The 14,937-nt window shown below is 64.1% G+C and carries 11 protein-coding genes; 10 read left to right on the plus strand and 1 reads right to left on the minus strand.

The genetic code is table 11. The features are described 5' to 3' along the window. Positions 1–32 precede the first annotated feature (32 nt). From VFV19_04340 to VFV19_04380, 9 genes are read left to right on the plus strand one after another with little or no spacing between them, the layout of a single operon-like run. Positions 33–563, plus strand: a complete 531-nt coding sequence (locus VFV19_04340) for a carboxypeptidase regulatory-like domain-containing protein (protein ID HEX4823512.1) — start codon at positions 33–35, stop codon at positions 561–563. Positions 564–572: 9 nt separating this feature from the next. Beyond that, positions 573–2,834 carry a polysaccharide biosynthesis tyrosine autokinase gene (locus tag VFV19_04345; protein ID HEX4823513.1) on the plus strand — a complete coding sequence of 754 codons (2,262 nt, stop codon included), beginning with the start codon at positions 573–575 and terminating at the stop codon, positions 2,832–2,834. Further along, positions 2,831–4,243 carry an O-antigen ligase family protein gene (locus VFV19_04350; GenBank protein HEX4823514.1) on the plus strand — a complete coding sequence of 471 codons (1,413 nt, stop codon included), beginning with the start codon at positions 2,831–2,833 and terminating at the stop codon, positions 4,241–4,243. The genes VFV19_04345 and VFV19_04350 overlap by 4 nt, the downstream gene beginning before the upstream one ends. 8 nt (positions 4,244–4,251) lie before the next feature. Continuing rightward, positions 4,252–5,415, plus strand: coding sequence for a tetratricopeptide repeat protein (locus VFV19_04355; GenBank protein HEX4823515.1), 1,164 nt, complete (start codon positions 4,252–4,254; stop codon positions 5,413–5,415). Further along, a complete protein-coding gene (locus VFV19_04360; protein ID HEX4823516.1) occupies positions 5,412–6,851 on the plus strand; it encodes a hypothetical protein in 1,440 nt (479 codons plus the stop codon). Before VFV19_04355 ends, VFV19_04360 begins: the two co-directional genes overlap by 4 nt. Next, the gene (locus VFV19_04365) at positions 6,848–8,251 is read left to right on the plus strand and encodes a hypothetical protein (GenBank protein HEX4823517.1); all 1,404 of its coding nucleotides are present in this window, start codon (positions 6,848–6,850) and stop codon (positions 8,249–8,251) included. Before VFV19_04360 ends, VFV19_04365 begins: the two co-directional genes overlap by 4 nt. 59 nt (positions 8,252–8,310) lie before the next feature. Beyond that, positions 8,311–9,228 carry a glycosyltransferase gene (locus tag VFV19_04370; GenBank protein HEX4823518.1) on the plus strand — a complete coding sequence of 306 codons (918 nt, stop codon included), beginning with the start codon at positions 8,311–8,313 and terminating at the stop codon, positions 9,226–9,228. After that, the gene (locus VFV19_04375; protein ID HEX4823519.1) at positions 9,225–10,592 is read left to right on the plus strand and encodes a hypothetical protein; all 1,368 of its coding nucleotides are present in this window, start codon (positions 9,225–9,227) and stop codon (positions 10,590–10,592) included. The genes VFV19_04370 and VFV19_04375 overlap by 4 nt, the downstream gene beginning before the upstream one ends. Next, positions 10,589–12,088 (plus strand): DUF362 domain-containing protein, encoded by a 1,500-nt coding sequence (locus tag VFV19_04380; GenBank protein HEX4823520.1) that lies wholly within the window; start codon positions 10,589–10,591, stop codon positions 12,086–12,088. Before VFV19_04375 ends, VFV19_04380 begins: the two co-directional genes overlap by 4 nt. Here the strand turns inward: VFV19_04380 and asnB are convergent. After that, positions 12,085–14,004 carry an asparagine synthase (glutamine-hydrolyzing) gene (asnB, locus tag VFV19_04385; GenBank protein ID HEX4823521.1) on the minus strand — a complete coding sequence of 640 codons (1,920 nt, stop codon included), beginning with the start codon at positions 14,002–14,004 and terminating at the stop codon, positions 12,085–12,087. The two genes, VFV19_04380 and asnB, sit on opposite strands and share 4 nt — an antisense overlap. A 154-nt stretch (positions 14,005–14,158) precedes the next feature. On the opposite strand from asnB, the gene VFV19_04390 reads away from it, so the two are divergent. Further along, entirely contained in the window at positions 14,159–14,908 is a 750-nt protein-coding gene (locus VFV19_04390; protein ID HEX4823522.1) for a WecB/TagA/CpsF family glycosyltransferase, read from the plus strand. Positions 14,909–14,937: the final 29 nt, after the last annotated feature.

Here is a 14,937-nt window from a genome sequence, read left to right on the forward strand (position 1 = left end):
GGCGTACGAACGTCCGAAGCTGGGGGAACACCATGGAGCAGAGAACGCACGTCAGGGTCTTCGCCACCCTTCTCGCCGTCGCGCTCGTCGCGACGACGATGCCGGCCGCGGCCTCGCCCGCGACCGCCACGCTCACGGGAACGGTGATCGGACCCGTCGCCACGACGCCGCTCGCCGGCGCGACGGTCGTCGTCCACAACGGTGACGCCGCCTTCACGTCCGCGCCGACCGGCACCGACGGCGCCTTCACCGTCCAGGGTGTGACGCCCGGTGTCTCGCGCATCGAGCTGAAGACCAAGGACGGCGCCTTCGAGGTCGCGACGCCGATCACGCTGGCTCCCGGCGAGACGCGCGGGCTGCACCTCGCCGTCCGCCAGGCCACGGACGACGACAAGAAGAAGAAAAAGGGCGGCGCCGCCGTTCCTCCCGACGGAGGGAAGCTCGCCGCGATGATCGTCACGATCGTCGGCTTCGCCGCGATGGGCGCCGGCGCGATCGACGCCAAGAACAACAACAGCAGCACGACGCCCCCGGCCAGCCAGTCCAATCCCGGCGACAAGTAGTCCCGGGCGATGTCGACGCCGGAGACCGGAGCGACCGAACGGAGCGTCGTCCACCTTCGCGACTACGGACGCGTCCTCTCGGAGCGCCGGAACGTCGTCATCGCGTGCCTCGTCCTCGTCGTCTCGTTCACCGCGCTCTTCACCTTCCTGGCGCACCCGGTCTACCGGGCGACGACGACGATCCAGATCGAGCGCAAGACGCCCGACTCGCTGAACTTCGGCGACACGACGTCGAGCGATTTCTACGACTACAACGACTTCTACCAGACGCAGTACAAGGTGCTGCAGAGCAAGACCGTCCTCAAGCTCGCGGCGGAGCGCCTCGATCTGCCGAACCGGCCGGAGTACGCCTCGCGCAAGGGAAGCCCGCTCGGCCGGCTCGTCGCCTGGGGAATGGATCTCGTCTCGGGCACTTCGGCCGAGGACAGGGCCGCCGCGAGCGACCCCTGGCGGCGCGCGGTCTCGTTCATGGAGACACGGCTCACGGTCGAGCCGGTGAGGAACAGCAAGCTCGTCAAGCTGACCTTTCAGGACATCGACAAGAACCTCTGCGCGGACGCGGCGAACGCCGTTGCGGACGCCTACGAGCAGTTCAACACCGACACGCGATTCACCTCGTCGTCGCAGGCGCGCGAGTTTCTGACGAAGCAGGTCGCGCGCCTCCAGTCGGAGATCGCAGCGGAGGAGCGGCAGCTCCAGGACTACTCGACCAAGAAGGAGATCTTGGCGCTCTCCGACGGCACGCAGGACATCAGCCAGAAGGCCCTCGGCGACATGAACGGGAAGCTCGTCGAGGCCAAGGGGCGTCTCGCTCTCGCCCAGGCGCGCTACGACGCCGTCGCAAGCGGCGCGGCCGATTCGCTCCCAGAGGTCCTGGCGAGCCCCCTCATCGTCGAGCTCAAGAAGCAGAACGCCGAGATCGAGCGCCAGCACTCGCAGATGTCCGAGCGCTTCAAGCCCGACTGGCCTCCCCTCCAGCAGCTCCAGGAAGAGCTCGACGGCGCTCGCGATAGGCTCCAGCTCGAGACCGATGCCATCGCGCGCCAGGTGCGCTCGGTCGCCAAGGCCGACCTCCAGAAAACGAGGGACGAGGTCGTTAACCTCGACCGTCAGGTCACGGTGCAGAAGGGCGAGGTCCAGCGTGTCGGCCGCGACGCGATCGAGTACTCCGGGCTCAAGGCCGGCATCGAGACGAAGCGGAAGATCCTCGCCGACCTCCTGACGCGCCAGAACGACACCGAGACGACGAACGCGCTCAAGGACAAGAACAGCGGATCGAACATGCGCATCGTCGATCACGCCGAGGTTCCCCGCGCCCCGTTCAAGCCGAACAAGCCGCTGAACCTCTTCCTCTCGCTCGTCTTCGGCCTCGGCCTCGGCGCCGCCGCCGCCCTGCTCCTGAACTATCTCGACAACACCGTCAAGAACGAGCAGGACATCCAGCGCCACGCCGGCGTCCCCGCCCTCGGGTTCATCCCCCTCTACCAGCCGCTCCACGTCGTCGGGCCCGAAGAGTCGACCGCCAACAGCCAGTACGCCGCCGACATGGCCTGCCACGCCGACCCGCGCTCGTCGTTCGCCGAGGCGTTCAAGAGTCTCCGCACGGCGTTCCTCCTCGCCGCTCCCGAGCGCGCGCCCCGCCGGGTCGTCGTAACGTCCTGCGAGCCGCTCGACGGCAAATCGACGGTGATCACGAACCTCGCGATCGCGCTCACCCAGCTCGGACGCGCCGTCGTCATCGTCGACGCCGATCTCCGCCGCCCGCGCGTCCACAAGGTCTTCGGCATCGAGAACGGCGCCGGACTCTCGAGCTTCCTCTCCGGCAACGCCGAGGCCGACGAGATCGTGCGCGAGTCCGGGATCCCCGGGCTCCACGTCGTGACGAGCGGCCCCGTCCCGCCGAACCCGTCGGAGCTGCTCGCGAGCAAGGCGCTCGAGTCGTTCATGGAGAAGCTCGACGCGCAGGGCCCGTTCGACCACATCTTCTTCGACTCCCCGCCGCTCCTCCAGATGGCCGACGCGGTGCTCCTCGCGAACCGCATGGACGCCACGATCCTCGTCGCGCGCGAAGGCCGGACCGTCCATCAGGCGCTCGCCTCCGGCGTCAAGCGCCTCCGCCAATCGCGCGCGATGATCCTCGGCGCCGTCCTGAACGCGGTCGTCGAGCGCTTCGGAAACTACTACTACTACCGCTATCACCGTGACGAGCCCGCCGAACGGCGCAGCATCGCGACCGTCGCGCGCGTCCGCCGCGGCCGCAAGCGGGCGTGACCCCCGACCTCCTTCGCCGTCTCATCCGTTTCGGCGTCGCGTCCCTCATCGTCATCACCCCGCTCCCGTTCGGCTCGGTGCAATCCGGATGGGTGCTCGCGATCGAGCTCGTCGCCGCTGCTCTCGGCTTGCTGGCGATCCTGCTCATCGGCCGCGACGAGACGGCGCGTGCCTCCGTCCCGCGCGGTGCGTTATTGATTTGCGCCGGTGTGATCGCCCTCGGGATCTTCCAGATCATCCCGTGGCCGTTCTCGATCGCGGAGAAGTTCAACCCCACGGCCGAGCTCATGAGGCCGCTCATCCCCTACCTCGGCCTCGACCATCCGCCGGCGGTTACGTGGAGCGTCGCCGCGCCGGAGACGACCGACGCCTTGCTCCGCTTCGTCGCCTACGTGCTCATCGGGCTGGCGGCCGCCGTCGCCTACGACACCTCCCGATCGCGACGGCGGTTCGCCGTCGTCCTCGTCGGCGCCGCCGTCTTCCAGGCCGTCTACGGCTCGGGCGAGTACCTCTCGGGGCACCAGCACATCTTCGGCTTCGCGAAGAAGTACTACCTCGATTCGGCGACGGGGACGTTCATCAACCGCAACCACATGGCGACGATGCTCGCGATGGCGCTGCCGTTTGCGCTGGTGCTCGCGCTTCCCGGCGACGGAGGTTCCTCGCGGCGAGAGCGTTCTTGGCGAGAGCGTTTGGTTGCGACTGGCGACGGCGGTGGACTGCGGAGGTTATTGGCGGTCGGAGCGTCGGCCGTCATCTGGATGGGCCTGCTCCTCTCACATTCGCGCGCCGGACTCCTGGCCGCGCTCGTCGCCGCGGGGATCGTGCTCGTGAGGTTTCGCGGAGTACGGGCGGCGCGCTGGTCGGCAGCGATCGGCGCCGCCGTCCTCCTGATCCTGCTCTCGGCCGAGCTGACCCAGGCGCCGGGCGAGCGCTTCTTCACCGTGAAGGACGACATGCAGTCGAAGGGTGGCCGCCTTACTGTGTGGCGCGACTCAATGGGCCTCGTGAAGCAGCGCCCCCTCCTCGGCTGGGGCTTCGGTACGTTCGAGAGCGCCTTCCCCACAGTCCAGTCGGAGGGGATCGATCTTCTCTACGACCACGCTCATGACGAGTGGGTGGAATGGACGACGGAGGGTGGCGCGCTGGCCTTGGGAGCGGCCGCCGGCCTCCTGATCGTTTCGCTACGGGCGACGAGAAACTCGGGCGCTGGGCGATCGTTCGATGTAGCGTTCAGCGTCGCGTGTCGCGCGGCGATCGTCGCCGTGGCTCTGCATGCGATCTGGGATTTTTCGCTGAGAATGCCGGCGGTCGCCGTTGCGCTTGGAGCTGTGGTCGCACTAGCGCCAAACCAGACGGCGCGCTCAGGTTCGGAGCAGGTAGGAATGCGCAGGATGCGATCTGCATAGCGTGAGCAATGTTGCGTTGGCTTGGTATCGTCGCGATTGGTAGCTTTGCTTGTGCAGCGGTGCTAGGTCATCGCTATGGCGAAGTCTCAATTACCTCATCCCAAAGCGAGTGTTCCTTCGTGGGACCAAAGGGCTGGGCGCTGCGGGCGACCGCAGATCGCTCGTTGAAGGAGGCGGTGGGTTCATTGGAGCGCTCCGAAAAGGATTCACCGTTGGGCGCATACACGCAGAAACTGACCCAAGCACAGGGTCTTCTTCGCTGCGCCATTCGTGCGGACGTTGTCGATGGTCGGGCCATGCGCGCTCTTTCCATGACCCAACTGGAGCTCGAGACCGTTCAGGAACCCTCCCGGCCCGTCGGATATGCCGATCTCTTGGAGATCGCGCAGCAGAGTCGCCCGCGCGACGGCGCGTTCCAAATCGACATCGCGAGCACCTACCTCCGGATAGGAGATGTCGACGTGGCTTCGCCAATTCTCCGCAGCGTCGTAGCCGCGAAACCTGCCCTTGGTCAGCGCGCCGTCGCCGCACTCGATGAGGCCGGAGTCGATCCTCGGGAAATCGCGCGCACCTTGGGAGATGCTCCCGAGGTGCTCTACGCTCTGGAAGGGCCATTCACCGCTCATGGAATGACGGATGCGTTCATCGATGAGTTGGGTCGCTCGGTGTCCGCGGCGCCGGGAGCTGTGATCGACTTTTACGGCGACGTCTGCGAACGTAATGGTCAATGGTCGCGCGCACTCGCTACGCTGGGTTCGATGACTCCGCTTCGCAACCCAGTCGCCGACGCCGCCCGGCTCGCCGTCATAGCCCGGGCAGACCTCGCTCTCGGTAATCCGGAGGAGGCGGAACGCCATGCGTACGACGCCGTGCAGGCCTCGCCACAAAATGCTCGTTACAAGGAGCTACTCGCGGACTGCTCGGCCCGACTAGGCCGAGACGATGCGGCCATCGACGCTCTCACGAAGAGCCTCTCAACGGCTCTCGCCACTGGCACGTCGGCGGGTCAGCGTGGACGACTGTACAGAAAACTCGGTGAAGTCTACGAGCGCAAGGGGGAAGGCGACCGGGCTTACGACGCGTACCGTCGAGCACTCGAGCTCGTTCCTGGGGACCCAATCGCGACGCAACGGCTCAGCCACATTACGAACGAGAAGGTTCCCCAACAATGAACGATCAGACCAAGTCGTTCTCGCCGGCTCTCGGCTTGGCCGTCGTGCTCGTCTGCGCGAGTGTAGGCGTCGCCACCGCGATCGCTCCCGTAGCTGGCGCGCTCGTGCCGCTCGCGCTGCTCATTCTCTTTGGCCTGACGCGATTGAAGCGACCCGCGCTGATCCTTTTCATCGCGTTTCTCGTGATTCAGGATCCGCTCCTTTTCTTCGTCGGAGGACCGGATTCCGGTGCGGGCTACATCATTAAACGGCTCGATGAGCTCTTCCTCTTCTTAATGGCTGCATGGATCCTCGTCACCAACAGGACGGCTCAGCGATCCATCGGCGCGACGAAACTCGGCGTGTGCATCGCGTGCACGTTTCTCGCGATGGGTGTGTCCACGGTCCTGAGAGGGGTGCATTGGCAGCCCAGCCTCATGGACATGTTGCTCTTCTCCAAGCCATTCCTGCTCTTTGCGCTTGGTGCAAGCGTCGTCACTGAACGAGACGAACTCAGAAACGGGCTGCGCATCGCACTCCCCCTGATGCTTGGGGTCGTCGTGTTTGCCGTCGTATTTCTCGTGGCGCCTTCGCTCCAGGAATCCTACCTCGGAGATATGCGCGACATCGACCAACGACTGGGGATGAACTCGGCGCAAGGATTCTTCGACGGACCTGGACCGTACTCCTGGTTTTGCGCGGCGACGTTTGCGGTCGCGTATGCCGCTTACCTCTCCTTCGGGAAAAACCGGTATCTGTACAGTGCGATCACTGCCGCGACGTTCGCGGTGCTGTCGTGGCGGCGGAAGTCGATCGGCGGAATCGTCGCGATGGTCCTCATTGCCACCCTCATCAAGGCCGGGCGCGATTCGGCCAGCCGACGCCGTGCCGTGGCAGTGCTCGTGCTCGGCATTGTCCTTGGCATTTCGATCTTGACGCCGATCGTCGTGTCGCTATGGCAATACACGGTGCACGAATACGGTGGCGATCCGAATTCCATTGCGCGTGTGGCACTTCACTACACGTCGTTCTTGATCGCGAAGGACTACTTCCCGTTCGGTACCGGTTTCGGAACTTTCGGGAGCTATGCTTCGTCGGTGTACTACAGCGAAGTCTATGCGCAATACGGGCTCACCGAAGTGTGGGGGCTGACGCCAGATCATCCGGCGTTCATCACTGACACCTTCTGGCCCATGGTAATGGGCCAAGGCGGAATTGCCGGGCTCGTGCCCTACGTTGCATTCTTCGTCATATTGCTTCGGACGACCTGGCGGGCCGCACGATCGTCCGCCAGCAATGACGAAGATAGATTCCTGTCCGCGTTCACTCTGTTCGTTCTCGTAGCGTCCCTTCTGGAATCGACGTCGAGTCATATCTACGACACATCGATGCAATCTGCTTTTGTCATGATCCCTGCGGGAATGGCGTGGACGCGATTCAGAACGCGGGCCGCGTGACCGACTCCGCCCCGCGAGGGCGGTCGCTTTCGTATGTCGTGTCGGTTGGAATAACGCTCGCCGCGCTCGGATTGTCGCGGCTTCTCTTCAACACGGTCGGCAACCGCACGGTCGGCTTGTCCACAGTCGGCTCAGCGAACATCGCGCTGTCGCTCGCGCTCCTGTGTGGATTGCCCGTGTCCGCAGGCCTGGCGATGGCACTGTCGCGGTTCGTCCCGCTGCTGGACGGCGCTAGGCAGATCACTCGTGCCGTGCGCCTTTCGACGCTCTTGGGAATTGCGAGCACGCTGCCGGTTCTGGCGGTTACCTGTTGGGCGTATGTGCGTACGAGCGTCGACCCTCCGAGTTGGTCGCGTCTTGCGCTGATCGCAGCGTGGGCTCTGATTTATGCCCAGTACGCGATCGGCCGCTCCCTGCTCTTCGCCAGAGGCGCGATTCGCCGGGTTTTGGCACTTGAGATTCTGGGATTCGGGCTGTTTGCATGCGCGCTTGCAGCGACCTTTCATTCGCCTCGCGACTGGTGGTTGCCATTCACTCTGTACCCGCTGCCCATGGCGGGATGGTCGCTATGGCAGAGCTTTTCGTTTCCCTCTGGGGAGCGGACGGTGGCCGAGCGTGACTTCCTTCGCTTTGCGGCGCTCGGGCTTCTGGGATCCGCGGCGGGCCAGGGGATACAGTATGGGAGCACGCTAGCGGGCGCGGCACTGGCGGGACGGGATGGCGCCGGTCTTTGGGCGATCCTTCTAAGCGTAAGCGCGCCCGTGCTCCTGCTACCGAGAAGCTTGAGCACCTCGTACTTGCCTCGGCTGTCGGCTCTCAGTTCCACTGATGGCAATGCGTTCGCCGAAACGTCGCGAGAGCATCAGAGGTTTTCAGGACTCTTGGCGCTGCCCGCGACCATCGGTTTGATGATCGCTGGCCGGACCTTCGGAGAGCGGCTTTTCCCCGCCCCGACGGCGATCGATCCTCTCCCTATCTGGCTCACACTGTGCGTCATGACGTTCGTGACGTGCAGAGGGGAGCCGATCCTTACGGCGATCGCGGCTCGCGGGAAGGCCGGCATCAATGCGGCGGCGGCGCTCGCTGGAGCGGCGATGTGCGCTGCGATCTGGCTGGTCGGCTACCCTCGGGCAGGCCTCCTTCGCGTCGCCGCCGGCCTTGCGGTCTACTCCATAGCTGTTCCACTCGTCGCGGCATTTATCGCTCGCTTCTCGTTGGGTCCGTTGCGGCCGCGGCTGTACGCTCAGGCCTCGGACGGGATCGCGCTGCTTGCCTTACCGCTGATGGTCGCGTGCGGTGAGTCTCGCTGGGTTCTGCTCGCTACTGCACTCGCTACCGCGATTGCAGCGGCCTACGACGCTCGACACCTCATTGGATCCATCCGACGAGTTGCACCTTGAAAGTCCTGATGATCAGCGGTCCACTTCCGTCCCCGTCCCGGCCGGGGAGCCTGGCGCCGGTGGCTCGCCAGATCGCAGCCGTCCAACGACTCGGGGTCGATGTATCCACCGCAGAAATCAACGGGCCGCCGAAGCTCAAGTACCTGACAATACTCCCGACGATCGTCAAGAAAGCGAAAGCTGTCGACTTGGTCCATGCGCACTTTGGCTACTCGGGCTGGGTAGCGCTTGCGCAGCGGTCTCGGCCGGTCGTCATCTCATTCATGGGCAATGATCTTCTCGGGAAGACGATAGGAAGCGGTCGCCGCTCGATCGGAAGCGCGCTCTCGATTGCGCTGAATCAGATGGCCGCACGGCTCGCATCGAGCGCGATCGTCAAGTCGGCTGAGATGGCGTCGATGTTGGAAGGAGTCGACCCGTTCGTCATCCCAAACGGAGTGGATCTCGATGCGTTCGCTCCCATCGATCGGGAGGAAGCTCGGCGGCGCCTGGGTTGGCCGACGGACAGACTTATCGCTCTCTTCCCAGGAAACCCCGACTTCCCAAACAAGGGTTATTCCGTCTTTGCGGGCGCAGCCGCCACGGCCGCAGACATTCTCGGTCAACCGGTTGAGACGAGAGTTCTGTGGGGAATCCAGCCCGATCTTGTTCCAATCGTGATGTCGGCGACAGACGCGTTGGTTCTAGCGTCGCAGACAGAAGGTTCGCCCAACGTCGTCAAGGAGGCGCTCGCCTGCGAACTTCCCGTCGTCGCGACGCGCGTGGGTGATGTGCCATGGCTTCTGGACGGTGCGGAAGGGTGCTTCTTGACCGATCGTGAACCTGGGCCGATGGGCAGAGCGCTCGCACGCGCGCTCAGCTGTGGGCGCCTGAACTGCGGCCGACGAATCTTGCGGGAGAGAGGACTTGACGACGCGAGCGTCGCCAGACGAATCGTCGCCGTTTATGATGGCGTGCTCAAGAAGGTGTCGGCGTGAGTATCGAGCAGGCGATCTTCGGACGACTCATTTTGCCGCTTGCGTACCGGGCCACGGACGATCGCCGACTGCGCGACATTCCACCGCTGTTGGCGTCTGAGCGATGGGAACCCGAGAGACTGCGTGAGGCTCAGCTTTCCAAGCTGCGGACGCTTCTTGTGCGCGCGGACGCCCACGTACCCTACTATCGTGAATTGTTTCGAGATCTGTCGTTCGACCCGAACGAAACCCGGTCCGGCGATCTTGGTCGCTTGCCGGTCCTCACGCGGGAGATCATCAAAGAACGGCTTCCTGACCTGCGAGACGAGTCGATCCTCGACGTTGACGTCGTGCGCGACGCCACGGGAGGCTCGACCGGCACGCCGATGGAGTTCTTCCACGATAGGCGATACCGCGCCCTCGCCGTCGCGTCGGCGTACCGCACACGAATGTGGGCCGGCTGGCGGCCTGGTGCGCGGATGGCATGGATTTGGGGCGCCCCGCAGGAAACACGTGCTTGGACGACTCCCAGGGGTCGCGCGATCGGATGGGCCAACCGCAACATCTATTTCGATGCTTTCAGTGCAGGTCGCCGCGAGATGACGGCTTGGGCGGATCGCATCCGGCGGTTTTCTCCGGAGTTCGTCTATGGGTATGCAAGCTCGATTGCGTATTTCGCTCAGCACTTGAGCGATCGCGGCGACACGATTTCTGGAATCCGGGGCGTGTTTTCCACCGCGGAACGCCTTCACGGCTGGCAGCGATCGATTATCGAAAGCGTGCTGGGCGCTAAGGTCTATGACCACTACGGAAGCCGCGAGGTTAAGTCGATCGCAGCGCAATGCGAAGCGGGAAACCTGCACGTACTCGCTGACATGAACGTGGTCGACGTGGAGGAGCCCGGAACAGAAGGGTCACCGCTGGTCATTACGTGTCTCGACAATCATGCGATGCCCTTCGTTCGATACAGGATTGGAGACGTTGGCCGACTGCGACCTGGTCTGTGTTCCTGCGGTCGCACGTTGCCCATGATGGATCTCGACATCGGACGCGAGACTGACATCTTCGTCACACCGGAAGGTCGGCATTTCCACGGCGAGTATTTCACCCACTTGTTCTACGGAGTGAGCGGCGTCGCGCGGTTCCAGTTCTACCAGCCGGCGGTAGAGAAGGTAATCCTCCGCTTCGTCCCCGAGCCATCCTTCGATGCCTCGACGCGCGCCACACTCGAGAGCTTCCAGGAGAGGGTGCGCAAGGACATCAGCCCATCGCTCGCGCTCGAACTGGCAGCGGTCAAGGACATCCCACTAAGCCCGACCGGCAAATTCCGGTTCACGTGGTCGGACGTTAGCGTCGGCCGACCGGACCCGACGGCGCGCCCATGAGACCTGTCGTCGCCTTGGCGCGCGATCCCGCAGCGACGTATCCTCTGCGGACGCCGTTCGACCCGCATGTGAAGTATCCGGAGATGGCTTCGACGACTTGGGCGGCGCACACCGCCGACGAGCCGAATGCGCCCTACGCTCTCGTCCGAGAGTGCCTGCGGCATCTTGGGCTCGACGCCGAACGCTTCGGAACCCCTACGTGGAATCCCCTGCAAACCATCGTTTCCCAGGGGTCGCGCGTCGTCATCAAACCGAACTTCGTCCTTCACGAGCGCGGTGCACAACGCGGCCGCCATTGCCTCGTCACGCACGCCTCCGTTCTGCGAGCGGTTATCGATTATGTCTTACTGGCCGGAGGGAGGTCGTGCCGAATCGCGATCGTCGACGCGCCGTTGCAGCAAGCGGAGTTCGACGCGCTCCTCCGAGATTCCGGAATGAACGAGGTCATCGCGCACTATCGTGCGAACGCCGGCATCGAGATCGAGACGATCGACCTTCGTCGCACCCGCGTGGCCGTCGACGAGCACCGCGTCATTCGCTCACAACATTCACTGCCGGGAGATCCGCGCGGCTATGCGATCGTTCGGCTTAACCGGTCTAGCGCCCTCGAGCCGATTACAAGAGAGGACACGCGGTTTGCGGTTACCGACTATGACAAATCCGAGATGACGAAGCATCACGGTCGGGGCCGCCATGAGTATCTGATTTCCCGGTCCGTCCTCGAGGCAGATACGTTCATCAACGTCCCGAAACTCAAGACCCATCAGAAGGTCGGGGTGACGCTGGCGTTGAAGAACCTCGTCGGCATCAACGGCAGTAAGGATTGGCTGCCGCACTATCGTCCCGGCGCACCGGCTTCGGGCGGCGACGAGTTTCCGTCTCGAAACGTCGTGAGCTCCCTCCACAGCCGTGTTCGAGCGGCGTTGCAGGGCCGGAGTCCGCGCGCCATGCGGACTGCGCAAGCAATTTGGCATGCGTACCGACGCTGGCTGGAACCTGAGCGTGCCCCGGGTGATCAGGAAACGGGAAATCGGACGCTCAGCGGCGCTTGGTACGGAAACGACACCACTTGGCGGATGGTCCTCGATCTCAACCGCGCACTCTTCCATGCTTCACCCGACGGATCAATGGAGGCGCGGCGGACATTTCGCTATCTGGCACTGATCGATGGCATCGTCGGGGGCGATGGTGACGGGCCGCTCTCGCCACACCCGAGGCATGCCGGACTCATCGCGGCGAGTTCCGATCCCGTCGCCCTCGACCGTGTTTGCGCTGCCATCATGGGATTCGACCCGGACCGGATGCCAATGCTCCGCGAGGCGCTCAGATCTTCGCCGTTCCCGATCACGACACTCGACGGCGCGCAGGGGCCGGAAGTGCGGGCCGGGTCGGGCGACTGGTCGGAATGGAACCTCGGCTTTCGGCCGGCCCCCGGATGGACCGGGCAGGTTGAGCGGCCGGCTACGGATACGGTCGGCGCCCGCGCCGCCCGCTAAGTCGATCTCGACTCCTCACGAAGCGTCGAGGCACCGCAAGGCCCCGGCCGCGAGCCTCCGATGAATGCCTCGTGCCACATCTCGAACGAGATCAGGGTGAAAAGTTGCCAATGCAGGTCTCGACGCCCATTGCGATGCAAGGTGAAGAGAGACCGAATCTCTTCAGGCCGCGCGAACTCCGAACACGCGGATCCGGACGAGGACAGGCGCTCTTCCACGTCGGCCAGTTGCCCGCCGCGAAGCCATTCGGACAGGGGTGTCTCGAACGCGATCTTAGGGCGACTGGCATATGCCGGGGGTAACCAGCGAGCCATCGCGCGCTTCAACACCCACTTACCAGATCGACCCCGGATCTTGAGCCGGGTGGGGATGCTCTCCGCGTAACTCATTAGATCGAGATCGAGGAACGGTACTCTCGCCTCAAGGGAGACCGCCATCGACATCTTGTCGGTGTACATGAGGAGATTGTCGGGCAGAGAAAATCGAGCGTCGACGTAGAGCATCTGCGCAAGCCCGTCCTGGTCCGCGACATCGGCCTGCCAGTAGCCCACGGCTTCTTCCGCGGCGCGCTCGCCCCGCCCGCCATCCTTCAGAAGACGTGCCCGAGCTTCGCCATTCAAGGTCGAATAGACGGCGCGAAGCCGCGCGGCGGCGGAGCTCTCGGCCAGTCCATGTACGGCCCGCTTCAGTCTCTCGTTACGCGGCAGTCGATCCACGAGTGGAAGGAGGACTGTCGACCGCAACAGTGACGGGATACTTCGGACCAGTCCGCCCCATCGCTCACCGAAATGCCTCGGGTAGCCGGCGAAAGGCTCATCCGCCCCCTGCCCCGTGAGAACCACCTTCACGTGTTCACGCGCGAGCCGGCAGACCTCCATCAGTGGGAGGGTCGACGACGTGGCGATTGGCTCTTCCAACAAACGCGCCGATCGTGCCAGCGCACCTGCATAGTCCGTCGCCGAGAGCACGACATCGTGATGTTCCGCACCGAGGCGCGCAGCGGTGGCATGAGCGGCAGCGCGCTCATCGCGATCGAAAGCCCCATCGAATCCGACGGTAAACGTCTGAGGTGCTCGACCGAGGACGTGACGCATGATTGTCACGAGCGCGGTAGAGTCAACGCCCCCACTGAGAAGGACTCCAACCGGCACGTCCGCTACTCGCTGGCGGTCGACCGCGGCTGTGAGACGTGCCGCCAGTTCCTCGACGATCTCATCCGTCCGAACAGCGGAGAGATCGATTCTTCGCGTGCGATGAAACCGGTGAACGCGGACCTTGCCGTCCTCGACGACCATTGCGTGACCGGGACGAAGCTTCTTGATGCCGCGGAAGGCGGTCCACGGCGAAGGCACGAAGCGAAACGTGAAAAAAAGTTCGAGCCCTTCAGGGTCGACTGATCGTTCCACGGATGGATCCGCGAGAATGGCCCGAATTTCCGAGGCAAAGGACAGCTCGCTTCCTGTGTCCCTCACGTAAAGTGGCTTGATCCCGAATGGATCTCGAGCAACCACGAGCCGCCGGGACCTCGAATCCCAGATCGCAAGACCGAACATTCCGTTCAAGCGCGCGAGACACTCGAGTCCCCATTCCTCGTAGGCGTGCAGCGGGATTTCGCTATCCGAACGCGTCTTGAAGACGTGGCCATTCGCTTCCAGCTCGTTGCGGAGTTCCCTGAAGTTGTAGATCTCCCCGTTCACGACGATGTGAATGGTGCCGTCCTCGTTGGAGATCGGTTGGCGACCGCCCGCGAGATCGATGATGCTGAGCCGACGCATGCCGAGACCCGCATCGCCATCGATGAACAACCCGTCGTCGTCGGGCCCCCTGTGGACCATTGCATCGGTCATCGACTGAAGGAGGCGGGGGTCGGCGGGGCGTCGTGTCCGGTAGTTGAAGACGCCGCAAATGCCGCACATGCGCGGGTCAACGCTAACATGCGGCAAGGTCGCGTGCCGTGTTCTTTGGGAGGAATCATCACTAGGGACATTCGTGTGTCGTTCAGGTTGAGAACGCGGCGGAACAAAGGTGCCATCCACCGGACTGATCGAAGAGACCTCTAGAATGCGGCTCATGCCCTCCCGCGCATTCTTCCTCGGCGTCCCGCTCGATCTCTTGACGATGGATGAGTCGGTCGAGCGGTGCGCGGCGCTCATCCGCGAGGGGCGTCCGGTGCAGCACGTCGTCATCAACGCGGGAAAGTGCGTCCTCATGGAGGACGATCCGGGCGTGCGCGAGATCGTGCGGCATTGCGAGATCGTCAACGCCGACGGTCAGAGTGTCGTGTGGGGGGCGCGCTTCCTCGGCATCAAGGCGCCGGAGCGCGTCGCCGGCATCGACCTCATGGGGCGGATGATCGAGCGGTGCGAGCGCGAGGGCTGGCCGGTCTATCTCCTCGGCGCGAAGGACGAGGTCCTCGCAGCTTTCGTCGCGGAGGCGCGGCGGCGCCATCCCCGGCTCGTCGTCGCCGGCGCGCGGAACGGATACTTCTCCGCCGACCAAGAAGTCGGCATAGCGGAGACGATCCGTAATTCGGGCGCACGTCTCCTGCTGGTCGGGATTTCGAGTCCGAAGAAGGAGCGATTTCTCGCGGAGCATTTGCCGCGGATGGGCGCAGTGTTGGCGATGGGCGTCGGCGGCAGCTTCGACGTTTGGGCCGGAAAGACGCGCCGGGCGCCGATGTGGATGCAGAAGGCCGGCCTCGAGTGGTTCTATCGCTTCGCTCAGGAACCGGGGCGCATGTGGCGGCGTTACCTGATCGGCAACCTCAGGTTCGGTGCTCTCGTGCTTCGTGCGCGGTTCGGAGCGCGATCCGCCGAATGAAATCCTTTCGACCTCGGTTAGAATCCGCG

It is taken from the genome of Candidatus Polarisedimenticolaceae bacterium (assembly GCA_036275915.1).
Lineage (GTDB): Bacteria > Acidobacteriota > Polarisedimenticolia > Polarisedimenticolales > DASRJG01 > DASRJG01.

Coding starts and splice junctions, on each gene's coding strand:
- asnB (HEX4823521.1), bottom strand. CDS start 14,004: ATGTGCGGCATTTGCGGCGTCTTCAACTACCGGACACGACGCCCCGCC.
- VFV19_04345 (HEX4823513.1), top strand. CDS start 573: ATGTCGACGCCGGAGACCGGAGCGACCGAACGGAGCGTCGTCCACCTT.
- VFV19_04380 (HEX4823520.1), top strand. CDS start 10,589: ATGAGACCTGTCGTCGCCTTGGCGCGCGATCCCGCAGCGACGTATCCT.
- VFV19_04340 (HEX4823512.1), top strand. CDS start 33: ATGGAGCAGAGAACGCACGTCAGGGTCTTCGCCACCCTTCTCGCCGTC.
- VFV19_04390 (HEX4823522.1), top strand. CDS start 14,159: ATGCCCTCCCGCGCATTCTTCCTCGGCGTCCCGCTCGATCTCTTGACG.
- VFV19_04355 (HEX4823515.1), top strand. CDS start 4,252: ATGTTGCGTTGGCTTGGTATCGTCGCGATTGGTAGCTTTGCTTGTGCA.
- VFV19_04360 (HEX4823516.1), top strand. CDS start 5,412: ATGAACGATCAGACCAAGTCGTTCTCGCCGGCTCTCGGCTTGGCCGTC.